The following is a 20,149-nucleotide window of genomic DNA, read 5'->3' as shown; positions in this document are numbered from 1 at the left end:
ACCTCACTTCGTATCGAAGAGGACTGGGATCGCGGTGGCTCCGCGCTCGTACATCCCGACGAGTCGCGGCGGTTCGGCGGCCGGATCGAGCCGTAGCCCGGGGAGCCGGTCGAGCAAGGCGTTGATGCCCACGGTCATCTCCCCGCGCGCCACGTGCATTCCCAGGCAGATGTGGGCGCCCTGACCGAATGCGAGCGTCGACCTCGTGGGCCGGGTGATGTCGTATTCGTCGGGTCGTTCCCATCGCTCGGGGTCGCGGTTCGCCGCACCGACGCACAGGTGGACGACCGAGCCCTTCGGGATGTCCTGCCCGTAGAACTCGATGTCCTCGGTGACCCACCGTGAGAACATCGGGTCGGTGGGCATCCACCGCAGCGTCTCCTCGATCGCTGCGCGCAACCGGCCACGATCGTCGCGCACCGCCTCGAGCACGTCCGGACGTTGCACCAGTGCCGTGATCGTGGTGCCCATCTGCTTCCACGTGGTGCCCGAGCCCGCCGCGAGCAGCAGTTGCGAGAAGGTGTGGATCTCTTCGTCCGAGAGGCGTTGTGTGGCACCGGATTCGTCGGTGCGCTCGGCCTGGACGAGAACACTGATCAGATCGTCCTGCGGCTCCTCCCGCCGGGCGGTGATGATCGGATCGAGGATATCGATGATCTTCTGCCGGTCGCGGGTCAGGGCCTCGCGGATGTCGAGGGCCTGCTCGATCGGCACACCGAAACTGCCGGTGATGGTGAGAACCGGGATGGCAGCGCAGAAGTCGACGTTGAGCTCGGCGTGTCCATCGTCGACGAAGCCGTCGATGAGCAGGTGAACCGCTTCCTCGATCCAGTTCCGGATCCACCACTCAGCATTCGACGGGAGGAACGACGGCTGGACGAGACTGCGGTACTGCCGGTGCTGGCGTCCGCCCATCGACAACATGCTCTTGTGCAGCAGCGAACCGGACTCGGGATCGACATCCACGGCCTCGGGAGAAGACGCGAACACCTTCGGGTTCCGAAATGCCTCGTTGCATGCTTCGAAGCTGAACACCGAGAAGTGGTCTCGGTCGGGAAACGGGAGCCCCTGGAACATCAGTGGATCCGATATCCCGGTGAGCTCGTGGACGGTACCTCGGTGGACCGGCTTCTCGCTGCGGAGTCGATGCCAGATCGGGTACGGATCCTCGGAGAACTTTCCGCCGGTGGCCTCGTTGTACGACCCTTGCAGGTCGAACAACTCGCGTACCCGGTCTCGGTCGAGCGATGTGGTTTTCATCGTGCGACGTACCCTCCATCGACGGGCAGGACGACACCGGTGACGTTCTTCGACATGTCGGATGCCAGATACAGAATCGCTTCCGCACAGTCCTCGGCGGTGATGAACCGCCCGAGGGGATGCTGGGTGGCGATACGGTCGGTGACCTCGGAGCGTGCACCCATTTCCGGATCCAGTCCGCCCGCGGTCATGAATCCGGTCAGCGGCATCCCCGCGGGGGCGATGGCGTTGACCCGAATACCGTGAGGTGCGCCCTCGATTGCCACCGCGCGCGTCAACTGGTGTACGGCACCTTTGGTTGCGCCGTACACCGAACCGCCCCACGCGACGAGTCCGGCGACCGACCCGGTGTTGACGATCGCACCGCCCGAACCCTGCTTCTTGAACTGCAGGACGGCATGCTTGCTCCCGAAGAAGACGCCACCCAGATTCACCCCGACCAGGCGCTGGAAGTCCTCGCGGGTGTGTTCCTCGAAGGTTGCGCCCAGTCGTGGAGTGGGGATCCCGACATTGTTGACGAGGATGTCGAGTCGGCCGTACTGCTCGACCGCTGCCCGCACCATCGCTTCGACCTGGTCTTCGTCGGACACATCGGCCCCGACCGCCGTTGCGGCGCCGCCGTCGGCCTCGACTAGACGGACGGTTTCTTTCGCCTGATCGGCATCGATGTCGGCGCACACGACCCGTGCGCCCTCTTCGGCGAGGCGCAAGGCGGTCGCGCGGCCCACTCCCGAGCCCGCTCCCGTCACGATGGCGGATTTGTCTTCGAGCAATCGATTCATGGCATATTCCTGTTCGGTTCCTTGTTCGGGCGGAGCAAGGTCAGACTCCGGCCAGGACCGGGGGCTGCGCCGGAGTGAAGCGGTACAGCCGCTCGGCATTGCCACGCAGAATCTTGTACTGCTGTTCGGTCGTCAGATGCTCGATCTGCTTCTTGACCACCGAGATGCAGTTGGGCCACGTCGAATCGGAGTGCGGGTAGTCGGTCTCGCACATGATGTTGTCCTCGCCGATCTCGTCGATGCTGGCGATTCCGTGATGATCCTCGATGAAGCAACCGAAGATGTGCTTGCGGAATACTTCCCGAACATCGAGGTTGTCCAGATCCAGGTCGTTGTTGCCGTGGTCGCTCCACTGCGCACCGCGCTGGATCCAGTACCGCTGCTTGTCGAGTACCTGCTCGGCACGTTCGAGAAAGTACGGCACCCAGCCGATCTCACCCTCGGACAACGCGATCTTGAGGTTGGGGTAGCGCTGGAACATGCTGCTGAACAGCCACGTCAGCATTGCTCCCGAAGTCCGTGTCGCGCCCCATGCCAGATTGGCGAGGAACGGCGAATCCTTCGAGACTCGCGGCACCGTGGATGACGAGCCGACGTGCATCGAGACCACCATCTCGAGATCGTTCGCGGCAGCCATGACCGGGTCCCAGTAGCGGTCCTTGTCGTGAATGGTGGGCAGACCCAGCGGTTCGGGGTTCTCGGAGAAGGCGAAGGTCGTGGCGCCCTTGGCGGCGCAGCGTTCCATCTCCTTCGCCGCGAGGGCGGGATCCCACAATGGGATGAGGATCAACGGAATGAAACGGCCCGGAGCGGCGCCGGCCCACTCCTCGAGGTGCCAGTCGTTGTAGGCCTGCAGACAGGTGAACCCGAACTCGCGGTCGCTGGCTTCCATGAACATCTGACCGCAGAAACGGGTGACCGTCGGGAACGACAGTGACGCGAGGATGCCGGCCTTGTTCATGTCCTCCACACGGGCGAGCGGGTCGTAGCAACCGGGTCGCATCTCGTCGTAGTTGAGGGGCTCGGGGCTGAACTCCTCCTTGGACTTGCCTGCGACAGCGCTCAGACCGCTGCTCGGGAACTTCTTGCCGTCGTAGACCCAGACGTCCATCCCCGTCTTGTCGTCCTTGATCATGTGGGGTGCACGATCGCGGTCTTTCTTGGCGACGCGATCGACCCACAGGTTGGGGGGTTCGAGGATGTGGTCGTCGACCGAGACGAGCCAGTCCAGGTTGAGGTTCGGGGTGCCGTTCGATGTGGTCATTGTGCGAGCTCTCCAATCGACATGTGCTTGACTTCCTGGAATTCGCGGATGCCCTCGGGGCCACGTTCGCGTCCGAGTCCGCTCTGCTTGTAGCCCCCGCTGGGTGCGAGTGCGCTGAAAACGGTGGTGTTGACGTTGACGGCGCCCGCGCGGATCCGGCGAGCGACTGCGACTGCGGTAGCGGTGTCGGCGCCGTAGACCTGGCCGGACAGCCCGTAGACGCTGTCGTTGGCGATCCGCACTGCGTCGTCGACGTCTCGGTAGCCGATCACCCCGAGAACGGGTCCGAAGATCTCTTCCTGCGCTGCCGGGTTGGAGTTGTTCGGCAGATCGAGGACGGTCGGCTCGAAGTAGTAACCCCGATCGAGTCCTTCCGGTCGCTTGCCGCCGGTCCGGACCTTGGCGCCCTGTTGTTCTGCGAGTTGCACGAACTGCTCGCACTTGGATCGTTGCGCTGCGCTGATCACCGGACCCATCAGTGCGGTCGGATCGGTGGGGGATCCGACCTTGATCGAGTTGTACGCGGCGGCAACGCGCTCGAGTACCTCTTCCTTGTGCTCCTCAGGGACGAGCATGCGTGTCGCCGCGACGCACGCCTGCCCTGCGGTGCGTGCCACGACGCCCATGGCGCCGATGCCGACCCGCTCGAGCGCGTCGGGCAGGTAGATCTGTGCCGATTTGCCGCCGAGTTCGAGGGAGAGGCGTTTCACCGTCGGGGCCGCCTGCGTGATGATACTGCGTCCGGCGACGGTGGATCCGGTGAACGAGACCATGTCGACCGCGGGATGGGTCGTCAGCAACTGCGCGCCCTCGGTGCCTTCCTCGGCGACCACGCTCAGTACGCCGGGCGGCAGGCCTGCGGCGTCGGCGGCATGTCCGAAGATCAGCGACGAGATCGGAGTGAGGGGACTCGGCCTCAGGATCACCGAGTTTCCTGCCATGAGTGCGGGGATCAGCTTCTGCAGGGCCATGATCAGTGCCGCGTTGTACGGGGTGATCGCGGTGACGACTCCGACCGGTTCGTGCCGGAGGATACTGAGTGCAACCCGTCCCCGTGTCAGATCGTCGACCGGAACCGGCGTGGCCTCTTCGTGTCGCATCGACTGATAGATGTCGATGGTCTGACGGGCGATGGATATTCCCGTGCGGCACTGGGTTTCGTCGGCAAACCGCACGGGCTGCCCGGCTTCGGCGACCAGGGTGTCGACCAGGGTCTCGTGGTTCGCCTCGAGGTGGTCGATCAGTGTGTGCAGAACCTGGGCTCGGTCGAGGGGTGTGCGCTGCGCCCACACTCCGTCGTCGAAGGCGGTCCGGGCGGCGAGAATCGCGCGTTCGACTTCGGCGACGGGTGTCGCGCTGACATCGGCTACGTGGGTTTCGTCGGCCGGATTCTCGACTGCGATGACCTGGTCGCCGGTGACCCATTCACCGGCCACATAGGTACGACGTTCGGTGAGGATACTCAAGTCGTCCCCCTTTTCCCTGTTAGTAGTAGAACATAGTTCTCGTTAGGACAACAGCATGATTGCAATTTGTTGAACGATGATGTGTCAGAAGTGTTCGGCGGAGTACACGACGGCACCGCCGTAGTGTGGCGAAGAATGGCAGGCGACAGCGGTTGTCATGCCCTCGCGTCCCCGAACACCTGCGCGCCCGGAGAGTTGGAGATAGCACTCGAGCATCTGCGGCACGCCGTGCATCCGGCCGTTTCCGAGCGCACCGCCCCCGGACAGTGCCGGAATCGCACCGGGCCGGTCGCTGTCGATACCGCCTTCCTCGACGAATCGGTGAGCCTCGCCCGCTGGGCACAGGCCCAGGGATTCGAGCCAGAACCATACGAACGGGGAGAAACCGTCGTAGACCTGGGGTAGATCGATCTCCCTCATGCCGATCCCGGAGGACTCCTCGAGGCGACGTACCAACTCGGCTCCTGCGCCGAGGATGTCGTCCAGCGGCCAGTGGAGGGGGAGTCGTCGTCGCGAAGGTATTCCGTTCGCATATCCGGCGATGTACACCGGCGGGTGCGGGAGGTCCTTCGCGCGCTCGGCGCTCGTGAGCACGAATGCGGCCACGCCGTCAACGGGGATATCGCAGTCGAACCTGCGCACCGGGTCGAACAGGGTTGGTGCGGAAAGGTATTCGTCCCGGCCCAGTGGACGGTCGTACCAGTACGACCACGGGATCCGTGCGCCGTTCTTCCGGGCTTCGGTCACCACGGCCGCCATCGACTCCGGCTTGGCTTCGTATCGCTGCAGATACTCGTTGTACGGCAGGGCGATCATGGCCAGCGGGCCGAAGAAACCCTGGGGCGCGGTCCACTGCTGCGGACCGTGCACCTCCTGCATCGGATTACCGTGATAGCTCCCCGTAGGGTTGTGCAGCGCGCGGTGCACGATGACGTAGTCAGCGGCGCCACTGGCAATCGCGTTGACGGCCATCGACACCGAGCCGGTCAGCTGGCCGATCCCGTCGAACCCTGCGACATAGCGCGGGGTGCCGCCCAGTCGCCCGGCCAGCCACGCGGACGACACCGTGCGGACGCCGTCCTCCGCGACGCGACCGCTCGCGCTCGGTAACAGACTCGAACTGACATAGCCGTCGATCTGCGCGAGTTCGAGTCCGGCATCTGCGACGGCTGCGCGGGCCACGTCGACGGTGAGGGCACCGAGCGTGCGACCGGCAGTGCGTCGAATATCGCTTTGCGCGTAGCCGACGATCGCCACCTCGTTGCGAGCGAAACCGCTCATGACGCGACCTCGAAGGCAGGAACCGACACCTCGGGGGTCAGCTGCTCGAACGCTGCGACGACCGGCGTCCCGATTCGGAGTTCGACGTCGGGTCCGTCGAGCAACCGGCCGATCAACCGGAGTTCGGACTGCTCGGCGAGTTCGACGTCGACCAGGACGAACGGGAGGTCGTCGAATCCGGGGAGGAAGGATTGGCGGACGGTCGTCCACGATCGTACGGTGCCGTGCCCGCTCACAGGAACGAATTCGAAAGCGGGATCGGTGGATCCGCAGTTCGGGCACACGCTGTCGGGCGGGTGAGCGAAAGCGCTGCACTCCCGGCAGCGCGCCAACTCGAGACGATGTTCCGCTGCCGCGGCCCAGTACGGTGCCGACGTCGCGTCGGCCACCGGCAGGGGGCGGTGTGTCTTCGCTTCGTGTGCCGTCACGGGATGACACCTTTCTCGGCGAGCGACCCGATCCGTTCCCAGTCGTAGCCGAGTTCGAGCAGTACGGCTTCGGTGTGCTCACCGTGCTCGGGGGCCCGTCGCAGGATGGGAGGCTCCTGATCCAATTGGACCGGGACCGCGGGCAACCGGTAGGTGTGCCCGTCATCGAGCCGGACCTCGCCGACGTAGCCGTTGGCCGCGACCTGCGGATCGTCGATCACATCGTGCACCGACTGCACCGGCGCCCACGGGGCGTCGAGCTCGGCGAGGATCTGCTTCCACTCGTCCAGCGTGTACTTCGCGAAGATTCCGTCCAGTTCCTCGACGCACGCCGCACTGTTCTCCCGCCGTGCGGCCATGTCGACGAACCGGGGATCGTCGATGAGGTCGTCGCGTCCGATGAGGCGGGCGAATGCCGGCCAGTATCGATCTCCCTGCAGGAACATCAGCTGGATGTGCCGAAGATCCCGGGTCCGGTATGTCCCGGTGAGCGGATTGACCTGCGGCCCACGGTCTGTCACCGGCATCACGTCGTCGCCGTTGAGCGCGACGAGCAGGTCGGACGACAGCATCCACATCGCGGTGGCGAGCAACGAGACATCGACGACGGTGCCCGCGCCGGTCTTCTCCCGCTCGTGCAGCGCGGTCGAGATTCCGAATGCAAGGGCCATCGCGCCGTTGCGGTCACCCATCGCGCCGCGCTGGCTGATGGGGTAGTCGCGTTCAGTGGGGGTGAGCGTGTGACCGACTCCGCCGCGTGCCCAGAAGGCGGAGCTGTCGTATCCGGGCTTGTCGGAGTCGGGTCCGCGGGCACCGAACCCGTGCCCGCGCGCGTAGATCAGGCGCGGATAGCGCCGACGAAGGGTCTCCGCGTCCAGGCCGAGGCGAACGAGTGCACCCGGACGGAGGCTGGTGATGAACACGTCCGCCGAGGAGAGGAGTTCGTGCAGGACGGTGATCCCCTCGTCGCTCCGGACATCAAGTGCGATGGAGCGTTTACCCCGGTTGGCCAGTGCCATCGAAAGGTTGGGGCCACCTCGATCAGCACCGATACCCTGGGTCGCGAGGCCACGGTACGGATCGCCCTCGGGTGGCTCGATGCGGACGACATCGGCGCCCCAGTCGGCGAGCAGCGCCGCGGCGACGGGCACGAACACCCATTGCGCGAGCTCGACGACGCGGACTCCGTCGAATGCACGCGGCGCGGTATTCGCTTCCTGCTCAATCATTGCTCTTCGCTCCCAGGGTGCGGCGCGTGACGGTGATGGCGCCGGTAGGGCAACCGGACGCGGCGACCTCGACATCCGATACATCCGTCACGATCGGGCTCGTCACCTGGGCAGCAGCGTCGCTGCCCATGGCGAAGATGTCTGCGGCATACGAAACGCAGACCCCCGATCCCATACAGATCTCACGATCGAGTTCGACCACGTACTGTTCTTCAGGCATGTGTCGTCTCCGGTACATCTTGTAGTGCAGCATCTGCGACGAGCTTCCGAATTCGGTTCTTCTGAACCTTTCCCGACGCGGTGCGCGGGAAGTCGTCCACCCGGTGCAGTTCTTCCGGCCACTTCTGCCGTGCCACACCCGAGGCCGCGAAGTGTGCCTTGACCTCGTCGAGTGTGGGCATCGACTGTCCCTCTCCGAGTCGCAGGACCGCTGCCACACGCTCGCCGAGACGCGGGTCCGGTGCGGCGACGACGACGGCCTCGACGACGGAGGACATGGTGAGCAGTGTGTCCTCGACCGCTGCTGCGCCGATGTTCTCACCACCGCGAATGATGAGATCGGACATGCGATCGGTGATGGTCAGGTAACCGTCGTCGTCGAGAGTTCCGACGTCTCCGGTGTGATACCAGCCTTCGTCGTCGAATGCGCGGGCGGTCAGGGACTCGTCGGTGTATCCGAGGCACAGATCGGGGCCGCGGCTGACGATCTCGCCGTCCTCGGTCAGGCGGATCTCGACGCCCGGCCGCGGGCAACCATCCGTCAGAAGACGCTTGTCTTCCGGTGCGGTGGTGGCGGATCCGGTGATCGAGGGGTGCTCGGTGCTCCCGTACGAGCGCGTGACGACGAGACCGAGATCGGTCAGGCGGCGTGGGACGGACGCGGGTACGGTGGATCCACCTAGGCCGATCGGGCCGAAGAAGCGTAGATGGTCTGGCGCGAAATCGGGATGGTCGAGCAGGCTGGTGACGAAATACGGTGGGCCACCACCGATCGCTACGCCATCGGAGTCCATGAGCGAGATGACCCGGGTGGGGTTCCACTCGTCGCACATGTCGGCGGGGATCGCGTCGAGGACGGGGAACAGAACCGCGCCCAGCATCCCGATGAAATGCCCGACAGGCAGGGCGGTGAGCTGGCGCCCGCGACCGGGTTCGTAGTTCGACATCAGTTGCCGCGTCTCGCAGATGAGTGTCTGATGAGTGTGAATGACGCCCTTGGGGTTCCGGGTGGTGCCGGAGGTGTATGCGATGAGCGCGGGGGCTGCGGGGTCCACCTCGGCGACGTCCTGCAGCGGCTCATCGGCGAGCAGATCGTCGAAGTCTCGGCTCTGCGGTGAGCGAAGAGACGGGGAGAGCCCGACCACGCCGACGATCGGTACGTGCGCGCTCGCTTCCGGAGAGTACGTCATGCGCCCGAACTGGGATGCCGTGATGAACACCTGAGGTTCGGAATCTTCGAGAATGAAGCCGAGTTCCTTCGAACCGTAGAAGTGGACGATCGGCACCGTCACCGCGCCGAGCAGGGCGGATGCCCAGAAAGTTGCGGCGGCTTCCATCCAGTTCGGCAATTGCATTGCGATGACGTCGCCGGGACCGATCCCGCGGGCCTTCAGGCCCGCCGCGAGTCTGCGTGCGACAAGTTCGACCTCGGCGAAGGTCCCCTTGTACGGACGGACGTCCGAATGCACGTGAAATCCCATGTCGGGGTGCTTGTTCAGCCCGTCTGCGAGAATTTCTCCGAGTGTCTCGCGGGTCCACCACCCGTTTTCTTCGTAGTGGCTGCGCAGAGGCGGGGGGATTTCGCGGACAATCGAACTCAGTCGATTCGTAACCAACGTTTTCACAACACCTTTCACAGATGCATGGTCGAGATCAGCGCGCGGCATAGAGAGAGGCTGTTGCCGCGTATGCGCAATAGATGCATGTCGAGGTAGAACGTGATTCTTGCTCAGACTGCCATGATTCTCATCCGGATTCAATACCGGGTCGGTGTGTCAGTGAGGAGTCGAGAACAAATCGGGGGAGAGGGCGTCGTGATCGGCAACCGCGGTGCCGAGGCGGTGCAGGAGGATTTCGATCAGCCGTGGCTCCACCTTGACGGTGATACCCCAGAGGTAGAGGCCGCGCACCATACCTCGTCGGAGCGCGCGTCGTGCGGCATCGACCTGTGGTGGCTCGATACCGTGCGAGGCAAGGCAATCGAGGTAGTGAACGAGAAGATCGTCCTCGGTGCGGCGCCGTTCCTCCGGCGACAGTGCGGTCGCGATATGGGTGCCGACGTCCATGTACCACATGCCACGTTGGACGAGTTGCCAGTCGACGAGGCTCGGTCGGCCCTGTCCGTCGAGATAGATGTTGCCGACATGCGCGTCGCCGTGGATCACGCACCAGTCGGAGGTCTCGTACTCGGCCGCGAGGGCGTCGACGAGGCCCAGATAGGCGGAGACGAGCCGAGAGGCGTCCTTCAGTTCGGCGGGAACTCGTATGCCGTTCGGTCCGTGGAAGTTCCGGTCGATACGTGCGGTGATCTCCTCGGTGCCCATTGCTCGGATGGCGCCGGTGAGTCGGGGTGCCAGCCACTGCTGGTGTTCCCACTTCGGCTTGCCCCACGTGGCGGCGTGCAGTGTGGCGTACTCTCCGAGGCTTTCTGCCACCTGGTCGGCGGTGTAACTGCTGGCGGCATCGAGGAAGATGCTGTTCTGGCTGACGATGTCCTCGGTGATCACGACGCCATGGCGGGTGTCCGGATCGAAGTCCGCGTAGTGGCTTCGCAGGGTGCGCGCTCCGATGTGGTCGCGGAGATCGCGATAGAACAATGCTTCGGGTTCGCCTGCGGCGCGGGTGGTCCGGCCTTCTTCGTTGAAGTAGCCCTTGACGCAGAGCTCGGAGGGCAGGCCTTCGGGGAGTCCTCCGGCGCACTCGATCGTGAAGCGCGCATTGGTGGATACGCGGTCCACGATCGGACCGAGCTTCGCGGCCGTGACTTCGATCCCCGGGAACCTGGGCTGCAGCGCCGCTGTAAGCCACCGGGGGGAGAGGGCTTCGTCGAGGGTGTCGGGAACGGCGATGGTCATACGACACGCCTCGATCCATTTGTCCTGCAAGAAGTAGAATGTGATTTCGCCATGACAAGAATGTAGTACTTCTTATGGCGAGAGTCACACTCTTTTTTCGAAGGTCCTGCTCGCGCAGGTCAGGAGAGCAGACCGCAGCTTCCCTGCTGCTGAGGTTGCTGCTGACCCTCCGGTGCCTCCGGCATCACGAAGTGTCCGCCTTCGAGTGTCATCTGTACGCCGGAGTCGGCGACCTTCACCTCGGTGGCCTGCATGCCCAGCGGGTACTGCTGCAAGCCGGAAGTGAGGATCTCCACCACGCCGTCGACGAGTGCCGTCGGCAGGCCGATCCCGAAGAGCGACGCATCGGTGGTTTCCACCGCGACCGTTCCATTGCTCACCACCGGCCGCGCGGTGAACTCGGCGAGCCCTTGCCCGCCGACGGTGAAGGTCAACGTGCCCGCTGACTCGTCGGCGGTGACATCGGTGACGAGTGCGCCCACCGACTGGCTCTGCACCGTCGCGAGGATCCCGCTCGTAGGCCAGTCGATTTCGGCGCGGGAGCTACCGATCGTCCCTGCGCCCTCGGCGGAATCGCGCAGATCGACGTCCTGAACCTCGGCGTGCACCTGCATCTGCTGCGCGGGACCGAACGCGGTGTCGTCGCTGTCGAATCTCACCGACGGCACCTGGCGATCGAGTAGTTGCAGGAGCACCGGTTTCCAGCTCAGGTCGACGTCGACCCCGGTGCCGAGTTCGCTCTCGAAGGATTGGGCGAGGCATGTCGTTGCGCGATTGCGCACGTAGACCTCGGCGCCCACCAGGACCGCGACAAGCGCGGCGATGACGATGACGGCGATCATGGCGAGGCGGCTGCGCTTCGGTTGCGTCATGGGGCCGATTGTTCCCGACGAGTCTGAAATTCCCATGAGCAGACACGTACCAACTGGGTGAATAATGTGAGCTTCGACACATTCGTTGGGTACTGTGGGCGCCATGACTGGGTGGACGGATTCAGAGTACGGCGCATCCGGGCGGGCGGATGCAGATGAGCTGCTTCGGCGCCTGGCGGTGACGCAGGCCGGCTTCTTCACCGCCCGCCAAGCCGTGGGGCACGGCATCACGGCCGAGCAGTTTTCCACGCGGGTCGATTCCGGGCAGTGGCTGCGGGTGGAGTGCGAACTTTTCCGCCTCGGCGACAGCCCACCGACCAAGTTCGACGAGTTCGCGCAATGGTGCGCATGGTACGAGGGCACCGCCGTGGTCTCGCATCAGAGCGCCGCAGACCTCCACGGAATGGGACACCTGCAGCCCAGATTCCTGCACCTGTCGACGGTCGACCAGCGGACGGTGCCGAGCAACCGACTGGCCTTGCATCATCGCGAACTCGCCTCTTCCGACGTCGAACTGGTGGGGTGTTTCCGGGTCACCACGCCTGCCCGCACTGCCGTGGATCTCGCCGCCGGTGGTGTGTCGCAGGAGGTTCTCGACGAACTTGTCGGAGACGCGATCACTCTCGGCCGGGCAGACGCCGATGATCTGCACGCTGCCGTTGCCGGCCAGCCGACCGCCGTCGCCGATCGCATCGAACTGGCGTTGCTCTCGGCGGACTGACCGGCATCCCGGTTCAGTGCGGCGCCACCGTGCTCCACGGCACGGTGAGAATACAGTCGCGCACCCGGCGTCGCTGCTCCTGCACCTCGAATCCCTGATTTCGGAGTAGATCCAACGTCGCGCGCCACCGAAGGCGGGGACCGAACGCCGAGTGCGGTGCGGAGGTCGCCCACGCGCGGTCCGCAGCCGTGAGCAGTTCATGGATCGGCTCACCCGGCACATTGTGGTGGATCAGCGCTTTGGGGAGTCGCTCTGCGAGGTCCGACGGACAGTCGACGTGAAACGGGCTCCACGCCAGGGTCAGGGTACGTGGGCCTTGCTCGTCGAGCAGCACCCACGCGCAGCGGCGACCCAGTTCGTCGCATGTGCCGTCGATGATCAACCCACCAGGTGCCAGTCCCGCGCGCAGTCGCGCCCACGCCGGGGCCACCGCCTCTTCCGGATACTGGCGAAGAACGTTGAATGCACGGATCAGCGCCGGCCGCAGGCCCGCCAGTTCGAAGCCGCCACGGGCGAACTCCACCCCGTTCCGTCCCGGAACCACGCGCTCGGGGTCGATTTCGAGGCCGACCACGCGCAGGTCGGAACGTACTGTGCGCAGACGCGCAGCCCATTCGAAAGTGGTCACTGGCATCGCTCCGTAGCCGAGATCGACCGCCAGTGGGTTCGGAGTCTGCGTCAGCATGCGTGTCGTAGCGGGCTCGTGCACCGTCCAGCGATCGCTGCGCCGCAAGCGATTGATCCCCGTGGTACCGCGGGTGACGACGCCTTCAGGGGGCTGTCCGACCGCTGTGTTCTGTGACCGCACCGTCCTACTGCCGCGCGAGCCAGTCGGCGGTGATCGCCGCCTCGGTGCGGAACACTTCGACGAGATTGCGCAGGATCATCTCTTCGAGCTTGCCGCCGATGAACGGCAGATCGACCTTCGCGGCCGACGAGGTCCGCAGTGTGCACCCGGGCGCGCTCTCGAACAGCGTCATGGTGCCGGAGAGGCTTCCCGGGCCCGCGGGGATCGAGGCCTCGTAGCGACCTGTCGCCGTGCCATCGAACGGGCCGTACGACTCCGTGCGCGTGATGATCATGTCCTTCTTGATGACCGTCTGTGCGATCTCCGGCAGTTCCGACCGGGGTATCACGTGGTGTAGGACGAGATCGATACCGCTGTCGGTGACGGTGAACTCCTCCACGTGGTTCTCCGAGTACTTCCGCATCTCCGACATGCGGGCTTCCCAATGATCGGGGTCGGACAGCGCCGAATAGACCCGCTCCGGGGAATACGGAAAGCGGGCAGAGTAGTCGCTATGGCGTGCCACGGCAGGCCAGCGTACCGGCCTGCGCGCGGTCCGGAAAATCGTCCGCGGGCGCAGACCGGTCGATCGAGCCCTAGGTCAGGACTGCTGCGCGCGACCGAGCCAGTCGGCGGTGAAGGCTTTCTCTGCGTCGAACAATCCGACCAGTTCGTCGACGATCATGCCCTCGATCTTGGACCCGAGGAACGGGATCTTCACCTCGACCGTGCCCTCGATCAGGACTATGGACCCGGCGTCGTCGGGAATGAGCATGAGGGTGCCCTCGACCTTGCCGGGCATCCCTTCGACACCGGCGGAGAATCGGCCCTGCGCCCGATCACCCTCCAGCGCGCCCCACGCTTCGTGGCGTCGAATGACGAGATCGCCCGGACGGATGTTCGTCACCACCGCGGGGAGATGCTCCGCGGGGATCGCCTGATGGAGGTCGAGTTCGATCGTGCCGTCACCGGTCGTTGCGCTCTCGACAGCCGCGCCAGGGCCGCCGGCCTCCGCGAGGCGGCTGTCCCAGTACCGCGGGTCGACGAATGCCGCATGCACTGCCGCAGGCGGAAACGAGTAGTGCGTCGAGTGGTCGATAGGGCTGCCCATATCCGGCACGCTACCGTTTGCAGGTGCTTGATCCACGTATCAGGGCCCGGCTCGTCGACGCGGGAGCTGCAGTCACCGAATCCGTGCCTCTGTCGACGCTGACGACATTGCGGCTCGGCGGGCCCGCCCGCTACCTCGCCGACTGCACCTCGACCGACACGTTGATCGACGTGATGCGCTGTCTCGACGCCGAGAAGATCCCGGTCCTCGTTCTCGCGGGCGGGTCGAATCTGGTGATCGGTGACGGCGGATTCGACGGCGTGGTCGTCAAGATCTCGAACCCACGTGTCGACCTCGGGAGCGGAACGGTCCGCGCCGAGGCGGGAGCGGTATGGGACGACGTCGTGGCACGCACCGTCGCGGCCGGACTCGGGGGTCTCGAATGCTTGTCCGGCATCCCGGGCTCCGCCGGCGCGACCCCCGTGCAGAACGTCGGGGCGTACGGCGTCGAGGTCGGGTCCGTGCTGCGGCGCGTGAGACTCCTGGACCGGTGCAGCGGCGACGCCGAGTGGGTCGGTCCGGAGGCTCTCGGGCTCGGGTACCGAACGAGCATCCTCAAACATTCCGATGAGGCGCTCGTCCTCGAAGTCGAACTCGAGGTGCGTTCCGACGGATCCAGCGCTGCCCTCGGCTACCGCGAACTGGCGGCGTCGCTCGGCGCCGACGAAGGGGACCGACTTCCCGCCGCACAGGTGCGTGACCGGGTGCTCGCGCTGCGTCGGGGCAAGGGCATGGTGCTCGATCCCGACGACCACGACACGTGGAGTGCAGGTTCGTTCTTCACCAATCCGATCGTCCCCGACGACCGGTTGCCGGGGGTTCTCGCGGCGATCACCGAGCACGTCGGCATGGACGTTCGAATTCCACGGTACGACGCGGTGGGGGGAACGAAACTGTCGGCGGGATGGCTCATCGAACGCGCCGGGTTCGTGAAGGGCTTCCCGGGGAGCGAGGCGGCTGCGCGCTTGTCGACGAAGCACACGCTGGCGTTGACCAATCGAGGAACAGCGACCACCGCGGATCTTGTGACCCTCGCCCGCGAGGTGCGCGACGGTGTCGAGGATGTGTTCGGCGTGCGGCTGCACCCGGAACCCGTGACCGTCAACTGCGTGATCTGACCTCACCAGCGGTTGCGGACCTCTTCGGCGAACCCGAGGAGGTTCTCGACCTCGATGCGGGTGCCGTCATCGAGCAGTACGAATCCGGTGTAGCGGCCGAACACCTGGTGCTGTGTCGAGCGGATGGCGACGGCATTGACGTCTGCGGCGCGGTCGAGGATGGGATCGAATTCCATCTCGAAGCGGTTGTCGCTGCTCGTGAACCGCCACGGTGCGCCGTCGTAGGTGTCGGCAGGGCGATGGAAATGCACGCGGTCGAGCTTGTGGGCGACTCCGTCGTGGAACACCATGTTCTCGGACGCCGCCGTGGTGTCGCCGAAGCCGTAGCCGATGTTGAATCCGAACGGGGCGGCATCGACGACCCCGGATGCCGAACCCCAATACCAGGTGTTGTCGTAGGTCCACACCCCGCGCCCCCAGTCGAAAACCCCGAATGCGCTCGTAGCGTCGAACTCGTGGGTCACGTGGTCGACCCTGATCGACCCCCACGCAGGCAGGCAGTTGATCTTCTGGTTGTAGTAGAAGGCCTTCGGTGCGCGTGGGAACGGAGTGGCGATCGCCATCCGGTCCATCGGTGGCTGTGACAGCAGCAGCTCACCGGACAACCCGCGGCCACCGTCGAAGCCCGGATGATCGACGATCAGGCGCCGCGCCTGCCCCTCGTTCCGGTACTCGATCCGCATCGCGCCGCGGTGGATCACGACGTCTCCGGTATCGGCGCTGCCCGGCATGCCCATGCGTCCGAGGGGAAACGGGACGAGCTTGTTCTCGGTCACCTCCGTGCGGCCCGCCAGATCGAGCCAGCTGATACCGAGCAGACCGACGTATCCGTTGTCGGCGACGGTCAGCGCGATGCCGTATGGGCCCGCGTCACCATCGGACAGGACGCAGTAGTAGTCCCATTCCTTGATCCGCAGCTTCGAGGCCGCGACACGCTTCCGCTCGTACGCACGGACTTCGCTCGTCGCCCAGCCGGCTTCTGCGAGGATGCCGTTCTCGTCGAGCAGGGGACCGGGAGACAGGCGTTGTTGCTGCATACCTCGCGAGACTACTGCCGCGAGACGACCGTCAGTCGGCGGTGCGGTTGAACCGTCCCGCACTTGCCTGATCTCGGGGCCTGACGATGATCTGATCGAGGTTCACATGCGACGGCCGCGACGCGACGAATCCGATGATCTCCGCGATGTCCTCCGCGACGAGCGGCGTGATGCCCTCGTAGACCTTGTCGGCACGCTCCTGATCGCCCTCGAAGCGAACCAGCGAGAACTCCGTCTCGACGGCACCGGGCGCGATCTCCGTCAGGCGGACGGGCTTGCCGAGCAGTTCCCCGCGCAGCGTGCGGTGCAGGACCGCCTGCGCATGCTTGGCCGTTGTGTATCCGGAGCCGTTGTCGTACGCCTCGAATGCGGCGACCGACGTGATCGTGACGATCAGTCCGTCACCCGAATCGATGAGCTTGGGAAGCAGAGCCTTGGTGATGCGCAGGGTGCCGATGACATTGGTTTCCCACATCCATCGCCAGTCGTCCTCGACAGCGTCGAGGACCGTGGCGAGGCCCTTCGCACCACCGGCGTTGTTGACCAGCACGTCCACGCGCGGCAGTACCGTCGTGAATGCTTCGACGGAGTCCTCGTCCGTGACATCCAGTTCGAGGGCCGTGCCTCCGATTTCGTCGGCCAGCTTCTGCAGACGATCGAGGCGTCGCGCGCCGACCACCACGTGATAGCCCTGCGCCGCGAGGGTGCGCGCGGCGGCTTCTCCGATGCCGGAGGAAGCTCCGGTGACGACGGCAATGCGGGACTCGGCAGTAATGGTCATACGCCGAATCGTAGTGCGGGTGGTGCAAGCGTGCCCGGCCGATTCTCCGACAGCTCCGAGCAGCATGCTTGCCATGCGGATCGTCGTAACCGACACTAACGTCGTCTGCTATGACGACGAGTCGCGGGCGCTACAGCTCGGGAGAGCGGACTCGCATCCGTCTGATCGAAACCGCGGAGAAGCTGTTTGCGCGGCGCGGATATGACGGGGTCACTCTCGCCGATATACGGAAGGCTGCAGGCCAGCACAATTCGTCGGTCATCGGTTACTACTTCGGTACGAAGGACGGATTGCTGGACGCGGTGGCCGACCATCGGTTCCCCGCGGTCGATGCCGAGCGTGGCGCGCTCGTTCGGCGATTCCTTCAGGACAGGCACGCACTGTCCACCCGAGACGCCCTGTGGGCGGTTGCAGAACCGCTCGCGAACACGCTCGGCCGCAACAATCACTATGTTGCGATGCTCTACCGGCTGCTCGACGAAGGGCGGCTGGCCGAGCACGTGGCCGCCGCGATGGCGACATCGAACGGCTACCTCGCCGACAACACGTTGAGAACATCGGCCGGGCACCTGCCGGCCGATGTGGCCGAGCAGCGTCTCGATCTCGTCTACGAAAGCATCGTTCGAGCCCTGTCGCGGTGCGACGCCGTAGGCAGGCCCCCCACGTACGCTGAGCTGTCGGCGCTGGTCGACGCGTGGGAGGCCGTGCTCGTGGCACCTCTGTCCGAGGAAACACAGGCGGCCCGCGAGGTGCGCTGAGCGCTCATCCGAGGCAGTCGCCGGTGCCTGTTCCGCGGCGCATCGCGCCAGGAACTGGCCGCGCGTCGTGCTCTCTCATGTGTGCGGAGGAGCGCAATTGCCACGGCACGCTTGTCACCATCACACCGCGCTGGAACAACAGCCGGCTCTTGAGGCGCAGCGCGCTCTGGTTGTGCAGGATCTGCTCCCACCAATGCCCGACGACGTACTCGGGGATGAACACTGTCACGACATCACGCGGTGACGACCGCCTGATGCGCCGCACGTAGTCGAGAACGGGGCGGGTGATCTCCCGATAGGGGGAATCGATCACTTTCAGCGGGACGGTGACGTCACTGCGATCCCACGCCTGCACCAGCGCCCTGGTGTCGTCGGTATCGACGTCGACCGTGACGGCTTCGAGGGTGTCCGGCCGGGTCGCACGCGCATAGGCCAGAGCGCGGAGGGTGGGTGCGTGGAGGCTCGAGACGAGGACGATCGAATACGTCCGGCTCGGCAGGACATCGTCCCACTCGACCGGCCAGAGTTCCATTGCGACGCTGTCATAGTGGCGACGGATTGCCTTCATCGTGGCGAAGACCGCTGTCATCGCCACGATAGCGATCCATGCGCCTGCGAGGAACTTCGTGATCAGCACGATCACGAGGACGGAGGCGGTCAGTGCCGCACCCACCCGGTTCACTACGCGTGATCGCCTTATTCGCGCTCGCACACGGGAGTCGGTTTCTGCCGAAAGCTGCCGTGTCCAGTGCTTGACCATCCCCGTCTGGCTCAATGTGAACGAGACGAACACCCCGACGATGTAGAGCTGGATCAGGTGGGTGACCTCGGCGTGGAAGACCCCGATGAACGCGCACGCCGAAGCTGCGAGGAAGAGGATGCCGTTGCTGAGCGCGAGCCGATCGCCGCGGGTGTGAAGCTGGTGCGGCATGTAGCGGTCTCGAGCCAGAATCGCGCCGAGCACAGGGAAGCCGTTGAACGCGGTGTTTGCCGCAAGCACCAGGATCAAGGCGGTCAGTGCGGTGATCAGATAGTAGGCGGGCGGGAAGCCGGAGAAGACGGTCTCCGCCATCTGCACGATCAGCGTCTTCTGATGGTAGTTCTCCGGAGCGCCCCGCAACTGGGTGGCAGGATCCTCGGCGATCACCGCTCCGATCCTCTCGGCGAGCACGATGATCCCCAGGAGCAGGGTGATCGCGAGCCCGCCCAGCATGAGAAGCGTTGTCGCGGCGTTGCGGGATTTCGGTTTCCGGAAGGCAGGCACCCCGTTGCTGATCGCCTCGACGCCGGTAAGCGCCGCACATCCCGACGAGAACGCCCGTGCGATCAAGAACGTGAAAGCGAGTGCCGTCGCGGGGGAGTGCTCGGCGACGAGTTCGAAAGACGACGATTCGGCACGAAGATCGCGGCCGAGGACGTAGATCTGTGTCAGCCCCCAGCCGAGCATCACGATGATCGAGATCATGAATGCGTATGTCGGTGCGGCGAACGCGATCCCCGCCTCCCTCAGTCCGCGGAGGTTGACGGCGGTGAGGATCACGACGGCGCCCACGGCGAACAACACCTTGTGGTGTGCCACGAACGGCACCGCAGACCCGACGTTCGATGCTGCAGCGGAGATCGACACGGCGACGGTGAGCACATAATCGACGAGCAGGGCACTGCCGACGGTCAAGCCCGCAGTGGCACCGAGGTTCTTCGTCGCCACTTCGTAGTCTCCACCCCCGGACGGATACGCGTGGACGTTCTGCCGGTAGCTCGCGACCACCACCGCGAGAACGACGGCGACGAGGACTCCGATCCACGGGGTGAACGCGTAGGCGGACAGGCCGGCAACAGACAGTACGAGAAAAATCTCTTCGGGTGCATACGCAACCGACGACAATGCGTCGGACGCGAACACGGGAAGTGCGATGCGTTTCGTGAGCAACATATGGTCGAGCGCGTCGCTGCGGAACGGTTTGCCGAGCAGCAGCGATTTCACCGCGGACGGTGCACGAGACACCAGCAAAGCATAGTCCTTCCCGGCGTCAGCGGTGCCCGTCACGGGCCTATTTCCCTTCGGCTTGTGGACAATCCGAACCGTGACATAACCTTCGTGGCATGTCGTCCGGTCGAGTTTCCGCTCTGCGTGTCACTTACGTGACCGCCGCTCTGGGCTCCCGGCTTCCCCTGGCGCG

At 65.1% G+C, this 20,149-nt stretch carries 20 protein-coding genes; 3 read left to right on the top strand and 17 right to left on the bottom strand.

All coding sequences use genetic code 11. From position 1 onward, the window contains the following. Nucleotides 1-3: 3 nt before the first annotated feature. The 11 genes from ACSYG9_RS02910 to ACSYG9_RS02860 form a co-directional block, all read right to left on the bottom strand. Nucleotides 4-1,260 carry a cytochrome P450 gene (locus tag ACSYG9_RS02910; protein ID WP_440125723.1) on the bottom strand — a complete coding sequence of 419 codons (1,257 nt, stop codon included), beginning with the start codon at nt 1,258-1,260 and terminating at the stop codon, nt 4-6. Further along, nucleotides 1,257-2,042: a glucose 1-dehydrogenase gene (locus ACSYG9_RS02905; RefSeq protein ID WP_440125722.1), complete on the bottom strand. Its 786-nt coding sequence runs from the start codon at nt 2,040-2,042 to the stop codon at nt 1,257-1,259. Before ACSYG9_RS02905 ends, ACSYG9_RS02910 begins: the two co-directional genes overlap by 4 nt. A 40-nt stretch (nt 2,043-2,082) precedes the next feature. Then, the gene (locus ACSYG9_RS02900; RefSeq protein WP_440125721.1) at nt 2,083-3,306 is read right to left on the bottom strand and encodes an amidohydrolase family protein; all 1,224 of its coding nucleotides are present in this window, start codon (nt 3,304-3,306) and stop codon (nt 2,083-2,085) included. Further along, nucleotides 3,303-4,772, bottom strand: a complete 1,470-nt coding sequence (locus tag ACSYG9_RS02895; protein ID WP_454841102.1) for an aldehyde dehydrogenase family protein — start codon at nt 4,770-4,772, stop codon at nt 3,303-3,305. Before ACSYG9_RS02895 ends, ACSYG9_RS02900 begins: the two co-directional genes overlap by 4 nt. 84 nt (nt 4,773-4,856) lie before the next feature. Continuing rightward, nucleotides 4,857-6,053: a thiolase C-terminal domain-containing protein gene (locus ACSYG9_RS02890; RefSeq protein WP_454841100.1), complete on the bottom strand. Its 1,197-nt coding sequence runs from the start codon at nt 6,051-6,053 to the stop codon at nt 4,857-4,859. Beyond that, nucleotides 6,050-6,481 carry an OB-fold domain-containing protein gene (locus tag ACSYG9_RS02885; RefSeq protein WP_440125718.1) on the bottom strand — a complete coding sequence of 144 codons (432 nt, stop codon included), beginning with the start codon at nt 6,479-6,481 and terminating at the stop codon, nt 6,050-6,052. Before ACSYG9_RS02885 ends, ACSYG9_RS02890 begins: the two co-directional genes overlap by 4 nt. Continuing rightward, nucleotides 6,478-7,710 (bottom strand): CaiB/BaiF CoA transferase family protein, encoded by a 1,233-nt coding sequence (locus ACSYG9_RS02880; protein ID WP_454841098.1) that lies wholly within the window; start codon nt 7,708-7,710, stop codon nt 6,478-6,480. Before ACSYG9_RS02880 ends, ACSYG9_RS02885 begins: the two co-directional genes overlap by 4 nt. Beyond that, complete coding sequence (locus ACSYG9_RS02875) at nt 7,703-7,930, bottom strand: ferredoxin (RefSeq protein ID WP_454841096.1); 228 nt, start codon at nt 7,928-7,930, stop codon at nt 7,703-7,705. The genes ACSYG9_RS02880 and ACSYG9_RS02875 overlap by 8 nt, the downstream gene beginning before the upstream one ends. Continuing rightward, a complete protein-coding gene (locus ACSYG9_RS02870) occupies nt 7,923-9,545 on the bottom strand; it encodes an AMP-binding protein (protein ID WP_454841094.1) in 1,623 nt (540 codons plus the stop codon). Before ACSYG9_RS02870 ends, ACSYG9_RS02875 begins: the two co-directional genes overlap by 8 nt. A gap of 159 nt (nt 9,546-9,704) precedes the next feature. Beyond that, nucleotides 9,705-10,784 (bottom strand): phosphotransferase, encoded by a 1,080-nt coding sequence (locus tag ACSYG9_RS02865; RefSeq protein WP_440125714.1) that lies wholly within the window; start codon nt 10,782-10,784, stop codon nt 9,705-9,707. Between the two features lie 119 nt (nt 10,785-10,903). Then, nucleotides 10,904-11,656, bottom strand: coding sequence for an LmeA family phospholipid-binding protein (locus ACSYG9_RS02860; protein WP_440125713.1), 753 nt, complete (start codon nt 11,654-11,656; stop codon nt 10,904-10,906). 103 nt (nt 11,657-11,759) lie between these two features. Here ACSYG9_RS02860 and ACSYG9_RS02855 point away from each other — a divergent pair, with 103 nt between their 5' ends. Next, nucleotides 11,760-12,377, top strand: a complete 618-nt coding sequence (locus ACSYG9_RS02855; RefSeq protein ID WP_440125712.1) for a type IV toxin-antitoxin system AbiEi family antitoxin domain-containing protein — start codon at nt 11,760-11,762, stop codon at nt 12,375-12,377. Between the two features lie 13 nt (nt 12,378-12,390). Here the strand turns inward: ACSYG9_RS02855 and ACSYG9_RS02850 are convergent, their stop codons facing one another. From ACSYG9_RS02850 to ACSYG9_RS02840, 3 genes are all read right to left on the bottom strand, one after another. Continuing rightward, entirely contained in the window at nt 12,391-13,185 is a 795-nt protein-coding gene (locus ACSYG9_RS02850; protein WP_454841093.1) for a class I SAM-dependent methyltransferase, read from the bottom strand. Nucleotides 13,186-13,189: 4 nt separating this feature from the next. Next, nucleotides 13,190-13,690 carry a DUF2505 domain-containing protein gene (locus tag ACSYG9_RS02845; RefSeq protein WP_440125710.1) on the bottom strand — a complete coding sequence of 167 codons (501 nt, stop codon included), beginning with the start codon at nt 13,688-13,690 and terminating at the stop codon, nt 13,190-13,192. A gap of 75 nt (nt 13,691-13,765) precedes the next feature. Beyond that, entirely contained in the window at nt 13,766-14,275 is a 510-nt protein-coding gene (locus ACSYG9_RS02840) for a DUF2505 domain-containing protein (RefSeq protein WP_440125709.1), read from the bottom strand. 23 nt (nt 14,276-14,298) lie between these two features. Here ACSYG9_RS02840 and ACSYG9_RS02835 point away from each other — a divergent pair, with 23 nt between their 5' ends. Further along, entirely contained in the window at nt 14,299-15,393 is a 1,095-nt protein-coding gene (locus ACSYG9_RS02835; RefSeq protein ID WP_454841090.1) for a UDP-N-acetylmuramate dehydrogenase, read from the top strand. Between the two features lie 2 nt (nt 15,394-15,395). On the opposite strand, the gene ACSYG9_RS02830 is transcribed toward ACSYG9_RS02835, so the two are convergent. Beyond that, nucleotides 15,396-16,430, bottom strand: a complete 1,035-nt coding sequence (locus ACSYG9_RS02830) for a DUF2804 domain-containing protein (RefSeq protein WP_454841088.1) — start codon at nt 16,428-16,430, stop codon at nt 15,396-15,398. Nucleotides 16,431-16,461: 31 nt separating this feature from the next. Further along, entirely contained in the window at nt 16,462-17,211 is a 750-nt protein-coding gene (locus ACSYG9_RS02825; protein WP_440125706.1) for an SDR family NAD(P)-dependent oxidoreductase, read from the bottom strand. A 110-nt stretch (nt 17,212-17,321) separates the two neighbouring features. Here ACSYG9_RS02825 and ACSYG9_RS02820 point away from each other — a divergent pair, with 110 nt between their 5' ends. Next, on the top strand, nt 17,322-17,969 hold the full coding sequence (locus ACSYG9_RS02820; RefSeq protein WP_440125705.1) for a TetR family transcriptional regulator: 648 nt from the start codon (nt 17,322-17,324) through the stop codon (nt 17,967-17,969). Between the two features lie 4 nt (nt 17,970-17,973). Here the strand turns inward: ACSYG9_RS02820 and ACSYG9_RS02815 are convergent, their stop codons facing one another. After that, on the bottom strand, nt 17,974-19,974 hold the full coding sequence (locus tag ACSYG9_RS02815) for an APC family permease (protein WP_454842854.1): 2,001 nt from the start codon (nt 19,972-19,974) through the stop codon (nt 17,974-17,976). Nucleotides 19,975-20,149: the final 175 nt, after the last annotated feature.

The sequence above is a fragment of the Rhodococcus sp. SJ-2 genome, from assembly GCF_053750035.1.
The sequence above is the reverse complement of the archived record's forward strand: the minus strand, read 5'-3'. Positions and strand labels throughout refer to the sequence as shown.

Coding starts and splice junctions, on each gene's coding strand:
- ACSYG9_RS02910 (WP_440125723.1), bottom strand. CDS start 1,260: ATGAAAACCACATCGCTCGACCGAGACCGGGTACGCGAGTTGTTCGAC.
- ACSYG9_RS02905 (WP_440125722.1), bottom strand. CDS start 2,042: ATGAATCGATTGCTCGAAGACAAATCCGCCATCGTGACGGGAGCGGGC.
- ACSYG9_RS02900 (WP_440125721.1), bottom strand. CDS start 3,306: ATGACCACATCGAACGGCACCCCGAACCTCAACCTGGACTGGCTCGTC.
- ACSYG9_RS02890 (WP_454841100.1), bottom strand. CDS start 6,053: ATGAGCGGTTTCGCTCGCAACGAGGTGGCGATCGTCGGCTACGCGCAA.
- ACSYG9_RS02880 (WP_454841098.1), bottom strand. CDS start 7,710: ATGATTGAGCAGGAAGCGAATACCGCGCCGCGTGCATTCGACGGAGTC.
- ACSYG9_RS02875 (WP_454841096.1), bottom strand. CDS start 7,930: ATGCCTGAAGAACAGTACGTGGTCGAACTCGATCGTGAGATCTGTATG.
- ACSYG9_RS02865 (WP_440125714.1), bottom strand. CDS start 10,784: ATGACCATCGCCGTTCCCGACACCCTCGACGAAGCCCTCTCCCCCCGG.
- ACSYG9_RS02860 (WP_440125713.1), bottom strand. CDS start 11,656: ATGACGCAACCGAAGCGCAGCCGCCTCGCCATGATCGCCGTCATCGTC.
- ACSYG9_RS02855 (WP_440125712.1), top strand. CDS start 11,760: ATGACTGGGTGGACGGATTCAGAGTACGGCGCATCCGGGCGGGCGGAT.
- ACSYG9_RS02840 (WP_440125709.1), bottom strand. CDS start 14,275: ATGGGCAGCCCTATCGACCACTCGACGCACTACTCGTTTCCGCCTGCG.
- ACSYG9_RS02830 (WP_454841088.1), bottom strand. CDS start 16,430: ATGCAGCAACAACGCCTGTCTCCCGGTCCCCTGCTCGACGAGAACGGC.
- ACSYG9_RS02825 (WP_440125706.1), bottom strand. CDS start 17,211: ATGACCATTACTGCCGAGTCCCGCATTGCCGTCGTCACCGGAGCTTCC.
- ACSYG9_RS02820 (WP_440125705.1), top strand. CDS start 17,322: ATGACGACGAGTCGCGGGCGCTACAGCTCGGGAGAGCGGACTCGCATC.